Below are 14,473 nucleotides of genomic sequence, written 5' to 3' on the forward strand. Positions count from 1 at the left end.
GAATGCCGACAGCCACGACGGCGGTGAAATAGGGGCGAATGCCTCCCGGTCCGGGGGCGTGACGGACCATGATGGGCGCGTGGGCGCACTCGTGACACTGGACCTGCCGGACGACTCGCCGATGCTCGGCCTGCCGTGGATCATCACCTTCGGCCCGCTCGGCGACGTCGACGAGTGGGAGCCGGTGGTCTGCGGCCCCTACGAGCGGCCGCACGCCCTCGCGCTGGCCGAGGCGATCGTCGCCGAGGAGCAGCTGATGGCGGTGGTCGAGCCGCTGCTGCCCGCGGTCTCGGCCGAGGAGATCCGGGGCGAGATCGCCGCGGCGCAGGTCGCCGCCGAGGACGAGGTGGCGCAGCTCGACCAGGCCGACCTCTACGGCGACTTCGAGGACACCATCGACGAGGAACTGGAGGCGGCGGCCGAGGAGGCCGACCGGGCGGAACCGCTGGCCCCGCCCACCGAGGCCGAGCTGCGGGCCGGCTTCGGGCGCATCGCCGCGAAGCTCACCGGCGGGGTCTGAGCCCAGCCGGGTGGGCGCATCCAGATGGACGCCGGCGCCGCCGGAGCGGACTCCGATGACGCCGGCGCCACCTCACCCCCCACCACAAGGGGTCGATGGCCCAGTCGCCCGTCGGCGCGGGGCACGACGGACGACCAGGTCGATGACGGGTTACCCGCTCAGCGCCGTTCGAACCAGGCTGCCGCGTCGATTCCGAGCAGATGGCCGGAGCCCTGCCCGGTGAGCGGCTCGCTGGCGGCGATCGGCACGCCGTACCCGTCGATCAGGGCCGGCGCACCGCTGATGTTGACCACGCAGGTCAGCACGGTGTCGCCGGCGGCGCGGCTGAAGGCGAGCACGCCCGGCCCGGCCTCCAACCAGGTGACTCCGCCCGCGTCGGCGGCCAGCGCCGGGTGTTCCCGGCGGATCCGCAGCGCGGTGCGGTAGAGCTCCAGCGTCGAGCCGGGCACGCCGGCCTGGGTGGCGACCGAGAGGCCGCGCCAGGTCGCCGGGGCCGGCAGCCAGCTCAGCTCGCTGCCCTGCGGCCCGAAGCCGTACGGGGCCAGCTCGCCGCTCCACGGGATCGGCACCCGGCAGCCGTCCCGGCTCTCGCCGGTGCGCAGGAACGCCGGGTCCTGGCGCAGCTCGTCCGGCAGGTCGAGCACCTCCGGCAGGCCCAGTTCCTCGCCCTGGTAGATGTAGGCGCAGCCGGGCAGGGCGAGCATCAGCAGGGTGGCGGCCCGCGCCCGGCGCAGCCCCTCGGCGCCGTCGCCGTAGCGGGTGACGTGCCGCTGCTTGTCGTGGTTGGACAGCACCCAGGTGGTGGGCGCGCCGACGATCGTCGACTCGGCGAGCGCGGTGTCGATGACCTTGCGGAACGAGTCGGCCGACCAGGTCGCGTCGAGGAAGTCGAAGCTGAACGCCTGGTGCAGCTCGTCCGGGCCGATGTAGCGGGCGAGGCGCTGCGGGGTCTCGGCCCACGCCTCGGCGACCGCCATCCGGCCGCCTGGGTAGCTGTCCAGGATCGGCCGCCAGGCGCGGTAGATGTCGTGCACCTCGTCCTGGTCGAAGTAGGGGAGCCGGCCCTTGCCGAGCAGCTCCGCCTGGCGCTGACCGGTGGTCATCGAGTTGAACCCGACGTCCGGCAGCCCTTCGGCCTTGATCATGCCGTGCGCCACGTCGATCCGGAAGCCGTCCACGCCCCGGTCGAGCCAGAAGCGCAGGACGCCCTCGAACTCGGCGCGCACCTCGGGGTGGCGCCAGTTCAGGTCCGGCTGGGCCGGGTCGAAGAGGTGCAGGTACCACTGGCCGTCGTCGATGCGCGTCCAGGCGGGGCCGCCGAAGATGCTCTCCCAGTCGTTCGGGGGCAGCTCGCCGTTCTCGCCCTTGCCCTCGGCGAAGAGGTAGCGCTCGCGCTCGGCGGAGCCCGGTCCGGCGGCCAGCGCCGCCTGGAACCACGGGTGCGCGCTGGAGGTGTGGTTGGGCACCAGGTCGACGATGATCCGCAGGCCGAGGGCGTGCGCGTCGGTGATCATGTTGTCGAAGTCGGTGAGGGTGCCGAACATCGGGTCGACGTCGCGGTAGTCGGCGACGTCGTACCCGCCGTCGATCATCGGGGAGGTGTAGAAGGGGGTCAGCCAGAGGGCGTCCACCCCGAGGTCGCGCAGGTACGGCAGGCGCTCACGGATGCCCTGGAGGTCGCCGACGCCGTCACCGTTGGAGTCGGCGAAGCTGCGTACGTACACCTGGTAGACGACCGCGGAGCGCCACCAGTCGTCGTCGGAGGTCAGCGGCGTGGGGTTGCTGACGGTCATCGGTGGCGTTCCCCGTTCTGTGGCGCGGGACGGCGGCACCCGGCGTGGCGCGGGTGCGGGTGCGGTGTCTGAGCAGAATGCCGCCCGTGACTGCAAGAGTCAAGCATTCCTTGCGCAAGAAATGGCGTGGGTCACGGCGCGCGGCGCCCGCGACCGCCCGGCCCTTGCGGAAGCGGGCCGTCGGGGCGGCGGGCGGGGCGGTCAGGCCGGGGCGGCGGGCGCGGGCGGGGCGGTCAGGCCGGGACGGCGAGCGCGGGCGGGGCCGGGCGCTGCCGCGTCGGGCCGCCAGGGGTCGGCCGCGCGGCGTCGGTGGGCGCGACAGCGGTGGAGCCGCGCACCACCAGTTCCGGGCGGAACACGTACTCCGAGTGCGGGGCGGCGTGCCCGTTGATCTCGTCGACCAGGGCCCGCACGGCGGCGACGGCCATCGCGGCCACCGGCTGCCGCATCGTGGTCAGCGGCGGATCGGTGAAGGCCATCAGCGGGGAGTCGTCGTAGCCGACCACCGACAGCTCGCCGGGCACCGACATGCCGCGCTGCCGGGCGGCCCGGATCGCGCCGAGCGCCATCAGGTCGGAGCCGCAGACGATGCCGGTGACGCCGCGCTCCAGCAGCCGGGCGGCGGCGGCCTCGCCACCCTCCACACCGAACAGGGAGAGCTCGGCCAGCTCGTCGAGGCCGGCCTCGTCGACGCCGACCAGCCGGCCCATCGCGGCCCGGAAGCCGGCCACCCGGCGCTGCACCGGTACGAACCGGTCCGGGCCGGTGATCAGGCCGATGCGGCGGTGCCCGAGCGCCACCAGGTGGGCCACGGCCAGCTCGGTGGCCTCGCCGTCGTCGCAGGAGACGAAGGGCGCGGGAATGCCGGGCGCGTACCCGTTGATCATCACGACGGGCAGCGGGCGGGCGATCAGGGCCCGGTAGCGGTCGTGGTTGGCGGCGGTGTCGGCGTGCAGGCCGGAGACGAAGACTATTCCGGAGACCTGCCGATCCAGCAGCATCTCGACGTACTCGTCCTCGGTGACCCCGCCGGCCGTCTGGGTGCACAGCACGGGGGTGAAGCCGCTCTGCGCCAGGGTCGACTCGATCACCTGGGCGAAGGCGGGGAAGATCGGGTTGTCGAGTTCGGGGACCACCAGACCCACGAGGCCGGCGCTGCGCTTGCGTAGCCGGGCCGGGCGCTCGTAACCGAGCACATCGAGGGCGGTGAGTACGGCTTGCCGGGTCTCGGGGGCCACTCCCGGGCGGTCGTTGAGCACCCGCGACACCGTGGCCTCGCTGACTTCGGCCTGTTGGGCGATGTCGGACAGTCGAGCGCGCATGGGCGCACTTTAGCTCAAAGGCAAGTTCTTGCGTACACTTCTGCAAGCCCTTCCATTCTCTGCAACCTCTTGCTAACGTCCCCGCAACACGCGAGAGCAGCGGCGCAGCACGCCGAGCGCCGGTTGGCAAGAAACTTACAGAGCTTCCACTGGCGGGTCCGCCCTTCCCCCGGCGTGCCGCCATGACGACAGGAGTACCGATGCGCATCCGTACCGCGGGTGTGGTCGCCGTTCTCGGCCTGGCGCTCGCCGCCTCCGGCTGTGGTGGCGACAGCAACGACGAGCCGGCCGCGAAGGAATCCAGCAAGGCCGCCACCGGCGGCAAGCTGGTGATCTGGGCCGACGACAAGCGCGCCGCCGCCCTCAAGCCGTTCGGTGAGAAGTTCGGCAAGGAGAACGGCGTCACGGTCGACGTCCAGGCCGTCTCCAAGGACCTCCAGACCAACTTCGTCACCGCCTCCCAGCAGGGCAGCGGCCCGGACGTCGTGGTCGGCGCGCACGACTGGATCGGCAACCTGGTGCAGAACGGCGCCATCGACCCGGTCCAGCTCGCCGCCGAGCAGAAGAGCGCCTTCAACGAGACCGCCGTCAAGGCCGTCACGTTCAACGGCCAGCTCTACGGCGTGCCCTACGCCATGGAGAACCTGGCGCTGATCCGCAACACCGAGCTGGCTCCCGAGGCGCCGAAGACCATCGAGGAGCTGGTCGCCACCGGCAAGAAGCTCAAGGCCGAGAAGAAGGCCAGCGAGATCCTCTGTCTCCAGTCCGGCCAGAACGGCGACGCGTACCACATCTACCCGCTCTACACCTCGGCCGGCGGCTACCTATTCGGCACCGCCGCCAACGGCGACTACGACCCGAAGGACCTGGGCGTGGGCAAGCCGGAGTCGATCGCGGCGTTCCAGAAGATCGCCAAGCTGGGTGAGAAGGGCGAGGGTGCGCTGAAGCGCTCCATCACCGGCGAGAACTCCATCGCCACCTTCACCGGCAAGAAGTGCGCCTTCCTGGTCTCCGGCCCGTGGGCCATCGCCGACGCCAAGAAGGCCAACATCAAGTACGACATCTCCCCGGTCCCCGGCTTCGCCGGCGGCAAGGAGGCCCAGCCGTTCGTGGGCGTCCAGTCCTTCTACGTCGCGGCCAAGGGGAAGAACAAGGCCCTGGCGCAGGAGTTCGTCGCGAACCACGTGACCACCCCGGACCTCGCCATGGCGCTCTACAACGCCGAGCCGCGTCCCCCGGCGCTGACCGCCGCGCTCGACCAGGTCAAGGGCAGCGACCCGGACCTGGCCAAGTTCCAGGAGGCCGGCAAGAACGGCCAGGTGCTCCCGGCGATCCCGGCCATGGCCGCGATCTGGGACCCGTTCGGCAAGGCGGAGGCCGCCATCATCGGCGGCGCCGACCCGGCCAAGACGATCACCGCCGCCGGTAAGACGATCGCCGGCCAGATCAAGTAATGAGCACGCCGTCGTCCGGCCCGGGGACTGCCACGCAGCCCCCGGGCCGGGGGCCCGTACGGTCCGGGTCCCCGCGCACGTCCCGTACCGCGCGGAACCACGCGCCGATCACCCTGACCGGCATGCTGGTCAAGGTGGTCCTGCTCGGCCTCGTGGCCGGGATCGCGGTCTGGGCGGCCTTCCCGCTCATCGAGGCCGAACTCTGGGTCGGGTTGGCGGTCCTGCTGGCGACCACCGCCGGCCTCTTCTACCTCTACCTGACCCCCCGGCACATCCCCGTCAAGTACCTGCTCCCGGGCACGCTCTTCCTGGTGGCGTTCCAGATCATCCCGGTGCTCTACACCGCGAGCACCGCCTTCACGAACTTCGGCGACGGCCACCGGGGCAGCAAGGACGACGCCATCGTCGCCATCCAGAGCGGCTCGGTGACGCAGGTCCCCGGCTCGGTCCAGTACCCGCTGACCGTCGCCACGAAGGGCGACCCGGCCACCGGCGCGCTGGTCTTCCTGGTCACCGACCCGCAGACGAACACCGTCTCCGTCGGCGACACCGAGGGCCTGCGCCCGCTCGACGCCGGCAGCGTCACCGTCGCGCCGGGCGGCAAGGTCACCGCAGCCGACGGCTACCAGATCCTCAACTTCGGCGAGGCCAGCAATCGGAGCAAGGACATCACCGACCTGGTGGTGCCGACCTCCGGGGGCGCGCTGCGCTCGTCCGGCCTGTCGCGCGCCTACGAGGGCAAGGCGGTCCGGGCGTACGACGCGGGCTGCGACTGCATCCGCGACAGCGAGACCGGTAAGACCTGGACCGCCGACGGGAAGGTCGGCTCCTTCGTCGCCGCGGACGGCGAGACCCTGGCCCAGGGCTGGCAGGTCAACGTCGGGCTGCGCAACTTCGCCGACGTGCTCACCGACCCGGCCATCTCCGGCCCGTTCTTCAGCACGCTGATCTGGAACTTCGCCTTCGCGCTCGGTTCCACCGGCTTCACGTTCCTGCTCGGCATGGGCATCGCGCTGGCGCTGCACTCGCCCCGGATGCGGGGCACGAACTTCTACCGGGTGCTGCTGATCCTGCCCTACGCCATGCCGTCGTTCGCGATGCTGCTGGTCTGGCGGGACATGTTCAACACCGACTTCGGCCTGATCAACAACCTGTTCGGGCTGGGGGTGGACTGGTTCGGTGAGACCTGGTCGGCCCGGCTCGCGGTGCTGCTGGTGCAGCTCTGGCTCGGCTACCCGTACATGTTCCTGGTGACGACCGGCGCGTTGCAGGCCATCCCACGCGAGCTGACCGAGGCCACCTCGGTCGACGGGGCGTCGCCGTTCCAGTCGTTCCGCGCGGTGACCATGCCGCTGCTGCTGGTGGCGATCTCGCCGCTGCTGATCGCGTCCTTCGCGTACAACTTCAACAACTTCAACGCGATCCAGTTCGTCACCGAGGGCGGACCGTTCCCGGCGGACAACCCGACGGCCGGCGCCACCGACCTGCTGATCACCTACACCTACCGGCTGGCCTTCGGCGCCCAGGGCGCCGAGTACGGCCTGGCCGCCGCTGTCTCGATCTTCATCTTCGCGATCGTGGCGACGGTGTCGGCGATCAGCTTCGCCCGGACCCGCAAGCAGGAGGAGGTGTACTCGTGAGCACCCGCACCGAAGCGCCCGTCGCCAACCGCAACGCGACCGGACGGCGGAACCGCTGGTTCGCCCAGGTGGGATGGCGGCACCTGGTCGGCATCCTGGCGGTGGCGTTCAGCCTCTTTCCGATCCTGTTCGTCGTCTCGGCGGCGCTCAACCCGCTCGGCACGCTCTCCTCCACGGAGCTGGTGCCGACCGGTGCCTCGCTGGAGAACTTCACAAACCTCTTCGAGCGGACCGCCTTCGGTCGCTGGTTCCTCAACTCGCTGCTCCTGGCGGGGGTGGCCAGCTTCGCGTCGATCTTCCTGTCGGCGCTGGCGGCGTACGCCTTCTCCCGGATGCGCTTCGCCGGCCGCCGAGTCGGGCTGCTCTCCCTGCTGCTGATCCAGATGTTCCCGCAGTTCCTGGCGATCGTGGCGATCTTCCTGATCTTCACGAAGGTCACCGAACTGTGGCCGGTGATCGGCTTCAACACCCCGTGGGGTCTCTTCCTGCTCTACATGGGTGCCGCCCTCGGCGCGAACACCTGGCTGATGAAGGGCTTCTTCGACACGCTGCCGAAGGAACTGGACGAGTCCGCCACCATGGACGGCGCCTCGCACGCCCAGATCTTCTTCCGGATCATGCTGCCGCTGGTGGCGCCGATCCTGGCGGTGACCGGCCTGCTCGCCTTCATCGGTTCGATCAACGAGTTCGTGATCGCCAACGTGTTCCTCACGAACACCAACTCGAAGACCCTCGCGGTCGGCATGTTCGGGCTGGTGGCCGGCGAACGCAACAACAACTTCGGGATCTTCGCGGCGGGCACCCTGCTCACCGCCATCCCGACGGTGCTGGTGTTCCAACTCCTCCAGCGCTACATCGTCAACGGCCTCACGGCCGGGGCGGTCAAAGGCTGAGCCTCCTCGGCTCACCGCTGCGGCAAGGGCGTCGGCGTCCGACGTACACCGGAGCAGTCACGGATCGACCGCCGCGGTCGGGGAACCGGCCGCGGCGGGAGACCCATTTCTCTCCCGTCCGACCGACGCGAAAGGCGCCACCATGTCCCTGTTGCCGCACCACGACGGCTCCGCCCTGTACGTCCCCGAGCAGGAGCCCGCCCTCGGCGACGTCGTCGACGTCTTCGTCCGGGTGCCGGCCGGCGCCGACGTCCGGCAGGTGCACGTGCGCACCACCGGCGACGGCGAGCCCCGGTTCACCGAGGCGGCCGTCGACCGCACCGACGGCGCCGACGTCTGGTGGCGGGTGCCCGTCGAGGCCCGCAACCCGGTCAGCAACTACCGGTTCATGCTCACCGGCAGCCGCGGCAGCCGCTGGCTGAACGCCGCCGGCGTGGTGGGCCACGACGTGCCCGACAACGGCGACTTCAAGCTGGTCACGCACGCCCCGCCGCCCGCCTGGGCCCGCGACGCGGTGATCTACCAGATCTTCCCGGACCGGTTCGCCCGCTCCGCCGCCGAGGGCCGCGAGGTGCCGGACTGGGCGATCCCCTGCGACTGGGACACCCCCGTCATCGGGCGCGGGCCCGAGACGCCCCGGCAGTTCTACGGCGGCGACCTGGACGGCGTCGCCGAGCGGCTGGACCACCTGGACCGCCTCGGGGTGAACACCGTCTACCTGACCCCGGTCTTCCCGGCCCGCTCCAACCACCGCTACGACGCGGCCAGCTTCGACACCGTCGACCCGCTGCTCGGCGGCGACGCCGCCCTGGCCCGCCTCGCCGACGCCGTACGCGCCCGGGGCTGGCGGCTGCTCGGCGACATCACCAGCAACCACACCGGCGACGCGCACGAGTGGTTCACCAGGGCCGCCTCCGACGTGTCCGCGCCCGAGCGGGAGCTGTACTACTTCGATGAGGTCTCCGGGGACTACGAGTCCTGGAACGGGGTCAAGTCGCTGCCGAAGCTGAACTGGGGCAGCGCCGAGCTGCGCCGGCGCTTCGCCACCGCCGACGACTCGCTGCTGCGCCGCTGGCTACGCCCCCCGTACGGGCTGGACGGCTGGCGGGTGGACGTGGCGAACATGACCGGGCGGCGGGGCGCCGACGCGTACACGCACGAGGTGGCGGCGCTGCTGCGTGAGGTGGTCGCCCGGACCCGGGCCGACGCCCTGCTGATGGCCGAGCACGGTCACGACCACACCGGCGACCTCGACCGCGACGGCTGGCACGGCACGATGAACTACGTCGGCTTCACCGACCCGGTCTGGTCCTGGCTGCGGCACGGCGACCAGCCCGTACCGAACTTCCTCGGCACGCCGGGCGGGGTGGTGCGCCGGGACGCGGACGCGGTGCTCGCCACCATGGACGCCTACCGCTCGCTGGTCTCCTGGCGGTCGTACACCCACTCGTGGCAGCTGCTCGGGTCGCACGACTCCGCCCGGATCCGCACCGTGGTCGGCGACGCCGCGCGGCAGGAGGTCGCCGCCGGCCTGCTCGCCACGATGCCCGGCACCCCGATGATCTTCGCGGGTGACGAGCTGGGCCTGACGGGCAGCAACGGCGAGGGCTCGCGTACGCCGATGCCGTGGCACCGGCCGGAGAGCTGGGACGCCGCGACGTTCGCCGCGTACCGCGCCCTGATCGCGCTGCGCCGCGCGGAGCCGGCGCTGCGCCATGGGGGCCTGCGCTGGCTGCGCGCCGACGCGGACACCCTGGTCTTCCTGCGCGAGGCCCCGACCGGCACGGTGCTGGTGCTGGCCCGCCGCGCCGCCGGGGAGCCGGTGCGCCTGACCGGGCTGGGTCCGGCCGAGAACCTGTACGGCGGCGCCCCCGCCCTGCGCCCCGACGCCGACGGCGCGGTCACCCTCCCGGCGGAGGGCCCCACCTTCCAGGCATGGCGGCTGCCCTGACCCCCTACCGCCCCGCTACTACAATCCGTCGTTGATGGGGGAGGATGGTGGGCGTGGAAGCTCTGAGACTGATACTTCGCTACGTCCATTTGATCGGTTTCGCCCTGCTGCTCGGCGGCGCGATCGTCCAGTACATCAGCGGGAAGCTGCGGATCAACCCGGCCATGCTCTGGGGGTCCGTGATCATGCTGGCGACCGGGATCGGCCTCTCGGCGCCGCTGCGTGACGGCGACGAGCCGGCCCCCGCGAAACTTGTTACCAAGTTGGTGCTCGCCATACTGATCTTTGTCATGGTCTTCTTTTCCCGGAAGCGCGACGTGGTCAACCGTGGGCACTTCCTGGCAATCGTCGGGTTGACCCTGGTCAACGCGGCGGTGGCCGTCTTCTGGCGGTAACGTCACCGGCAGGGGACGACGCGCAGAACCGGACGTTCCGCGACGCCCCGCCGCGCACCTACCAGCACTGAGAGTGATCTGCCCCACCTAAGGGTTACGTAGGGGTAACAGGCGCTCAACAGTCGTGCACGATTGTCGGCCGGTGGGTGGGCGCGGGCGTACGCTCCCGTCCGTAACGTGGGACGCCGGCGGCGCAGCGCAGGCCGGCTCAAAGGGCTGCCACCGTGCAGGACGCGGTGTGCAATGGGAAGGAGACGTCTTGCGCTCTGTGCGTGGGATGCGGATTGCCTCCGTCTTCGCGATGGGTGGGCTCGTGCTGAGTGCCGCCGCGTGTGGCGAGGCTCCCGAAGAGAACAACAACGCCGGCAGTGGCGACAAGAAGTACAGCGCCTGCATGGTGACCGACGTCGGCGGCATCGACGACAAGTCGTTCAACACCTCCGCCTGGAAGGGCCTGGAGGAGGCGAAGAAGGCCAACGACAAGATCGACATCAAGTACGTCGCGTCGAAGGCCGAGGCGGACTACGAGGTCAACCTGACCCAGTACGTCAACCAGAAGTGCGACTTCATCCTGGCCGTCGGCGGCCTGATGGGTGACGCCACCTCCAAGATCGCCAAGGCGAACCCGAACCAGCAGTTCGGCATCGTCGACGCGAAGGTCCCGGAGACCAACGTCTACCCGATGCAGTTCGACACCGCCCAGGCCGGCTTCCTCGCCGGTTACCTGGCCGCCGGCATGACCAAGAGCGGCACGGTGGGCACCTACGGCGGCCTGCCGATCCCGCCGGTCACCATCTTCATGGACGGCTACGCCGACGGCGTCGCGCACTACAACAAGACCAAGAGCAAGAGCGTGAAGGTCGTCGGCTGGGACAAGGCCACCCAGAAGGGCTCCTTCACCAACGACTTCGTCAAGCAGGACGAGGGCAAGAAGGTCAGCGACGCGCTGGTCGCCCAGGGCGCCGACATCGTCATGCCGGTCGCCGGCGGCGCGGGCCTCGGCACCACCGGCGCCGCGAAGGCGTCGGGCGGCAAGTACAACACCATCTGGGTGGACGTCGACGGCTGCGAGAGCACCCAGGACTGCGCGGCGATCATCACCACCGTCGAGAAGAACATCCCGGACGCCGTCAAGGAGGCCGTCGTCAAGGCCGCCGGCGGCGAGAAGCTGTCGGCCACCCCGGGCTACCTCGGCAACCTGTCCAACAACGGCGTCGGGCTCGCCCCGTACCACGAGTTCGACGGCAAGGTCCCGGCCGAGCTGAAGGCCGAGATCGACAAGCTGAAGGCGGACATCGCCGCCGGCACCGTCACCGTCACCTCCGCGGCCCAGCCGAAGTGAGGCTCGGCCGGCCGCCCGTGGTGAGACGATCACCCCGGTAGGCCGGCGGGCGGTACAGCACGACGATCCGGCCGCCCCGGCGTCGTGGGGGAATCCACCCCACGGCGCCGGGGCGGCCGATCCGCTCCACCCGACGACGGCCCCGCGCCGCGAGCGGTCCACCGGCAGCTACGCTGCACCATCGCTTCGCACTCCAGGAGGTTGCGCTGAGACTCGAACTGCGCGGCATCACCAAGCGGTTCGGTGATCTGGTCGCCAACGATCACATCGACCTGACGGTGGAGCCTGGAGAGATCCACGCCCTGCTCGGCGAGAACGGCGCCGGCAAGTCGACCCTGATGAACGTGCTCTACGGGCTCTACCAGCCCGACGAGGGCGAGATCCTGGTCGACGGCGCGCCGCTGAAGCTGCGGGGGCCGTCCGACGCCATCGGTGCCGGGATCGGCATGGTGCACCAGCACTTCATGCTGGTGCCCGTCTTCACCGTCACCGAGAACATCATGCTCGGCGCCGAGCAGGTCCGGGGCGGCATCGCCGGCTTCCTGGACCGGCGGCGGGCCCGGCGCGAGGTCGCCGAGGTCTCCGAGCGGTACAACCTGCGGGTCGACCCGGACGCGGTGATCGAGGACCTGCCGGTCGGCATCCAGCAGCGGGTGGAGATCGTCAAGGCGCTCACCCGCGACGTCGACCTGCTCATCCTCGACGAGCCGACGGCCGTGCTCACGCCGCAGGAGACCGAGGAACTGCTCACCGTGATGCGGTCGCTCAAGGCCGCCGGCAAGTCGATCGTCTTCATCACCCACAAGCTGGGCGAGGTCAAGGCCATCGCCGACCGGATCACCGTGATCCGGCGGGGGAGGACCGTCGGCACCGCCTCTCCCGAGGCGAGCCGCGACGAGCTTGCCGCGCTGATGGTCGGCCGCAGCGTCCGGCTCACCGTGGACAAGGAGACCGCCACCCCCGGCAAGCCGGTCCTGGAGGTCTCCGGCCTGGTCGTCGACGACGACCGGCAGATCCGGGCGGTCGACGGGGTCGACCTGACCGTACGCGCGGGCGAGGTGCTCGGGATCGCGGGCGTGCAGGGCAACGGCCAGACCGAGCTGATCGAGGCGATCATGGGGCTGCGCCCGACGCTCGCCGGCACGGTCACCCTCGACGGGCAGCGGGTCAACGGCTGGTCGACCAAGAAGGTGCTGCGCGCCGGCGTCGGCTACGTGCCGGAGGACCGCAGCGTCGACGGCGTCGTCAAGGAGTTCTCCGTCGCGGAGAACCTGGTGCTCGACATCTACGACCGGCCGCCCTTCGGCAAGGGCCTGGCGCTGAAGCCGGAGGCCATCGCCAAGTCGGCGAAGGAGCGGATCGCGCAGTTCGACGTGCGCACCTCCTCGGCCGACGCCCCCGTCGGCACCCTCTCCGGCGGCAACCAGCAGAAGGTGATCGTGGCGCGGGAGCTGTCCCGGCCGCTGAAGCTCTTCATCGCCGCCCAGCCGACCCGCGGCGTCGACGTCGGGTCGATCGAGTTCATCCACAGCCAGGTCATCCGGGAACGGGACGTCGGCACCGCCGTCATGGTGGTCTCCAGCGAGCTCGACGAGGTGATCGGCCTGGCCGACCGGATCGCGGTCATGTACCGCGGCCGGATCATCGGCATCGTCGGCCCGGACACCCCCCGCGAGGAGATCGGCCTGCTGATGGCCGGCATCACCCCCGACGCGGCGCCCGCCGCCGCGACCGGCACGACCCCGGCCGACGGCGGCGCGGCGGCCCCCGCCGCCGAGGGCCCTGGTAGCAAGGACGAGGCATGACGAACCCGAACCCCGAGTCGGGCTCCCCGGGCAACCCGAACCCCCCGTCGGGCTCCCCGGACAAGGAACCGGCGACCGAGGCGCAGGCCGCGCGGACCGCGCTCGGCAACACCGAGCGCGCCGGGACGGCCACCTCCCCGAAGGGCCCGGCCCCGGAGGCGAAGCCCTCGCTGGGCCGGCTGTTCCTGGACAACCTCTGGGCGGCGAACACCTTCACGGTGACCCTGCTGTCGCTGGTGCTGGCGATGATCGCCGGCGCGATCCTGATGATCGTGTCCGACCCCGAGGTGCTCGCCACCTACAGCTACATCACGGCCCGACCGGCCGACGCGCTCAACGCGAGCTGGACGCTGGTCAGCGAGGCGTACGGCAACCTGTTCAAGGGCGCGGTCTTCGACCCGGACGCGGTCGGCTTCCAGGCGGTGATGAGCCCGATCTCGGAGACGCTCACCTACACCGCGCCGCTGGTCTTCACCGGCCTGTCGGTGGCGCTGGCCTTCCGGGGCGGCCTGTTCAACATCGGCGCCCAGGGCCAGGCCACCATGGGCGTGATCCTGGCCGCGCTGGCGGGCTTCCTGCTGCCGCTGCCGCCCGGCCTGCACCTGCTCGTCGCGGTGCTCGCCGGCGCGCTCGGCGGGGCGATCTGGGGCTTCATCCCGGGCATCCTCAAGGCGCGCACCGGCGCCCACGAGGTGATCAACACGATCATGCTCAACTACGTCGCCACGTACTTCCTGACCTGGATCATCGTGCAGAACGGCGTCCAGGACCCGAACCGTACGGACGCGATCAGCAAGCCGGTCGACGGCTCGGCCCAACTGCCCCGGCTGCTCGGCGACGGGCTGCGGGTGCACGCCGGCATCATCCTGGCGGTGCTGGCCACCTGGGCGGTGTGGTGGCTGCTCAACCGCTCCACGCTCGGCTTCGAGCTGCGCGCCGTCGGCGCCAACCCCGACGCCGCGCGGACCGCCGGCATCAGCGTCACCCGGACGTACGTCCTGATCATGGTCTTCGCCGGGATCCTGGCCGGCCTCGGCGGCTCCAACATGGTGCTCGGCTCCACCGCCAGCGCGCTGACCCCGCTGGTGGTCGCCCAGATCGGCTTCGACGGCATCCTCGTGGCGCTGCTCGGCCGCGTGAAGCCGTGGGGCGTCGCGCTGGCCGCGCTGCTCTTCGGCGCGCTCCAGGCCGGCGGCAACCGGATGCAGTCCTACTCGGGGATCTCGCTGGAGCTGGTCACCGTGCTCCAGGCGCTGATCGTCATCTTCATCGCCGCGCCGGCCCTGGTGAAGGCGATCTTCCAGCTCCGGGCCGCCCGCGCCGCCCGGTTGCAGACGAGCCTGGCGAAGGGCTGGTAA

11 protein-coding genes are annotated in these 14,473 nt (G+C 71.0%); 9 read left to right on the forward strand and 2 right to left on the reverse strand.

All coding sequences use genetic code 11. From position 1 onward, the window contains the following. The first annotated feature begins 79 nt into the window (after window positions 1-79). Complete coding sequence (locus ACGFNF_RS22215; RefSeq protein WP_393170330.1) at window positions 80-520, forward strand: hypothetical protein; 441 nt, start codon at window positions 80-82, stop codon at window positions 518-520. Window positions 521-678: 158 nt separating this feature from the next. On the opposite strand, the gene ACGFNF_RS22220 is transcribed toward ACGFNF_RS22215, so the two are convergent. Together ACGFNF_RS22220 and ACGFNF_RS22225 are read right to left on the reverse strand one after the other, a co-directional pair. Beyond that, window positions 679-2,313, reverse strand: a complete 1,635-nt coding sequence (locus tag ACGFNF_RS22220; RefSeq protein WP_357579002.1) for a glycoside hydrolase family 13 protein — start codon at window positions 2,311-2,313, stop codon at window positions 679-681. A 233-nt stretch (window positions 2,314-2,546) separates the two neighbouring features. Beyond that, window positions 2,547-3,635, reverse strand: coding sequence for a LacI family DNA-binding transcriptional regulator (locus tag ACGFNF_RS22225; protein WP_357579003.1), 1,089 nt, complete (start codon window positions 3,633-3,635; stop codon window positions 2,547-2,549). 200 nt (window positions 3,636-3,835) lie between these two features. Between ACGFNF_RS22225 and ACGFNF_RS22230 the strand changes: the two genes are divergently transcribed. The 8 genes from ACGFNF_RS22230 to ACGFNF_RS22265 all read left to right on the forward strand — a co-directional run bounded on the left by ACGFNF_RS22230 (window position 3,836) and on the right by ACGFNF_RS22265 (window position 14,473). Further along, the gene (locus ACGFNF_RS22230; RefSeq protein ID WP_393170333.1) at window positions 3,836-5,089 is read left to right on the forward strand and encodes an extracellular solute-binding protein; all 1,254 of its coding nucleotides are present in this window, start codon (window positions 3,836-3,838) and stop codon (window positions 5,087-5,089) included. Continuing rightward, window positions 5,089-6,729: an ABC transporter permease subunit gene (locus tag ACGFNF_RS22235; RefSeq protein WP_393170335.1), complete on the forward strand. Its 1,641-nt coding sequence runs from the start codon at window positions 5,089-5,091 to the stop codon at window positions 6,727-6,729. The genes ACGFNF_RS22230 and ACGFNF_RS22235 overlap by 1 nt, the downstream gene beginning before the upstream one ends. After that, window positions 6,726-7,622, forward strand: a complete 897-nt coding sequence (locus ACGFNF_RS22240; protein ID WP_151454464.1) for a sugar ABC transporter permease — start codon at window positions 6,726-6,728, stop codon at window positions 7,620-7,622. Before ACGFNF_RS22235 ends, ACGFNF_RS22240 begins: the two co-directional genes overlap by 4 nt. 142 nt (window positions 7,623-7,764) lie before the next feature. Then, window positions 7,765-9,573: a glycoside hydrolase family 13 protein gene (locus ACGFNF_RS22245; RefSeq protein WP_393170337.1), complete on the forward strand. Its 1,809-nt coding sequence runs from the start codon at window positions 7,765-7,767 to the stop codon at window positions 9,571-9,573. Between the two features lie 53 nt (window positions 9,574-9,626). Next, complete coding sequence (locus ACGFNF_RS22250; protein WP_132231464.1) at window positions 9,627-9,968, forward strand: hypothetical protein; 342 nt, start codon at window positions 9,627-9,629, stop codon at window positions 9,966-9,968. A 277-nt stretch (window positions 9,969-10,245) separates the two neighbouring features. After that, window positions 10,246-11,310, forward strand: coding sequence for a BMP family protein (locus tag ACGFNF_RS22255; protein WP_393170339.1), 1,065 nt, complete (start codon window positions 10,246-10,248; stop codon window positions 11,308-11,310). 266 nt (window positions 11,311-11,576) lie between these two features. Further along, complete coding sequence (locus ACGFNF_RS22260) at window positions 11,577-13,115, forward strand: ABC transporter ATP-binding protein (RefSeq protein WP_393170406.1); 1,539 nt, start codon at window positions 11,577-11,579, stop codon at window positions 13,113-13,115. Next, window positions 13,112-14,473, forward strand: coding sequence for an ABC transporter permease (locus ACGFNF_RS22265; protein ID WP_393170341.1), 1,362 nt, complete (start codon window positions 13,112-13,114; stop codon window positions 14,471-14,473). Before ACGFNF_RS22260 ends, ACGFNF_RS22265 begins: the two co-directional genes overlap by 4 nt.

This window comes from Micromonospora sp. NPDC048868, assembly GCF_043198195.1.
Lineage (GTDB): Bacteria > Actinomycetota > Actinomycetes > Mycobacteriales > Micromonosporaceae > Micromonospora > Micromonospora reichwaldensis.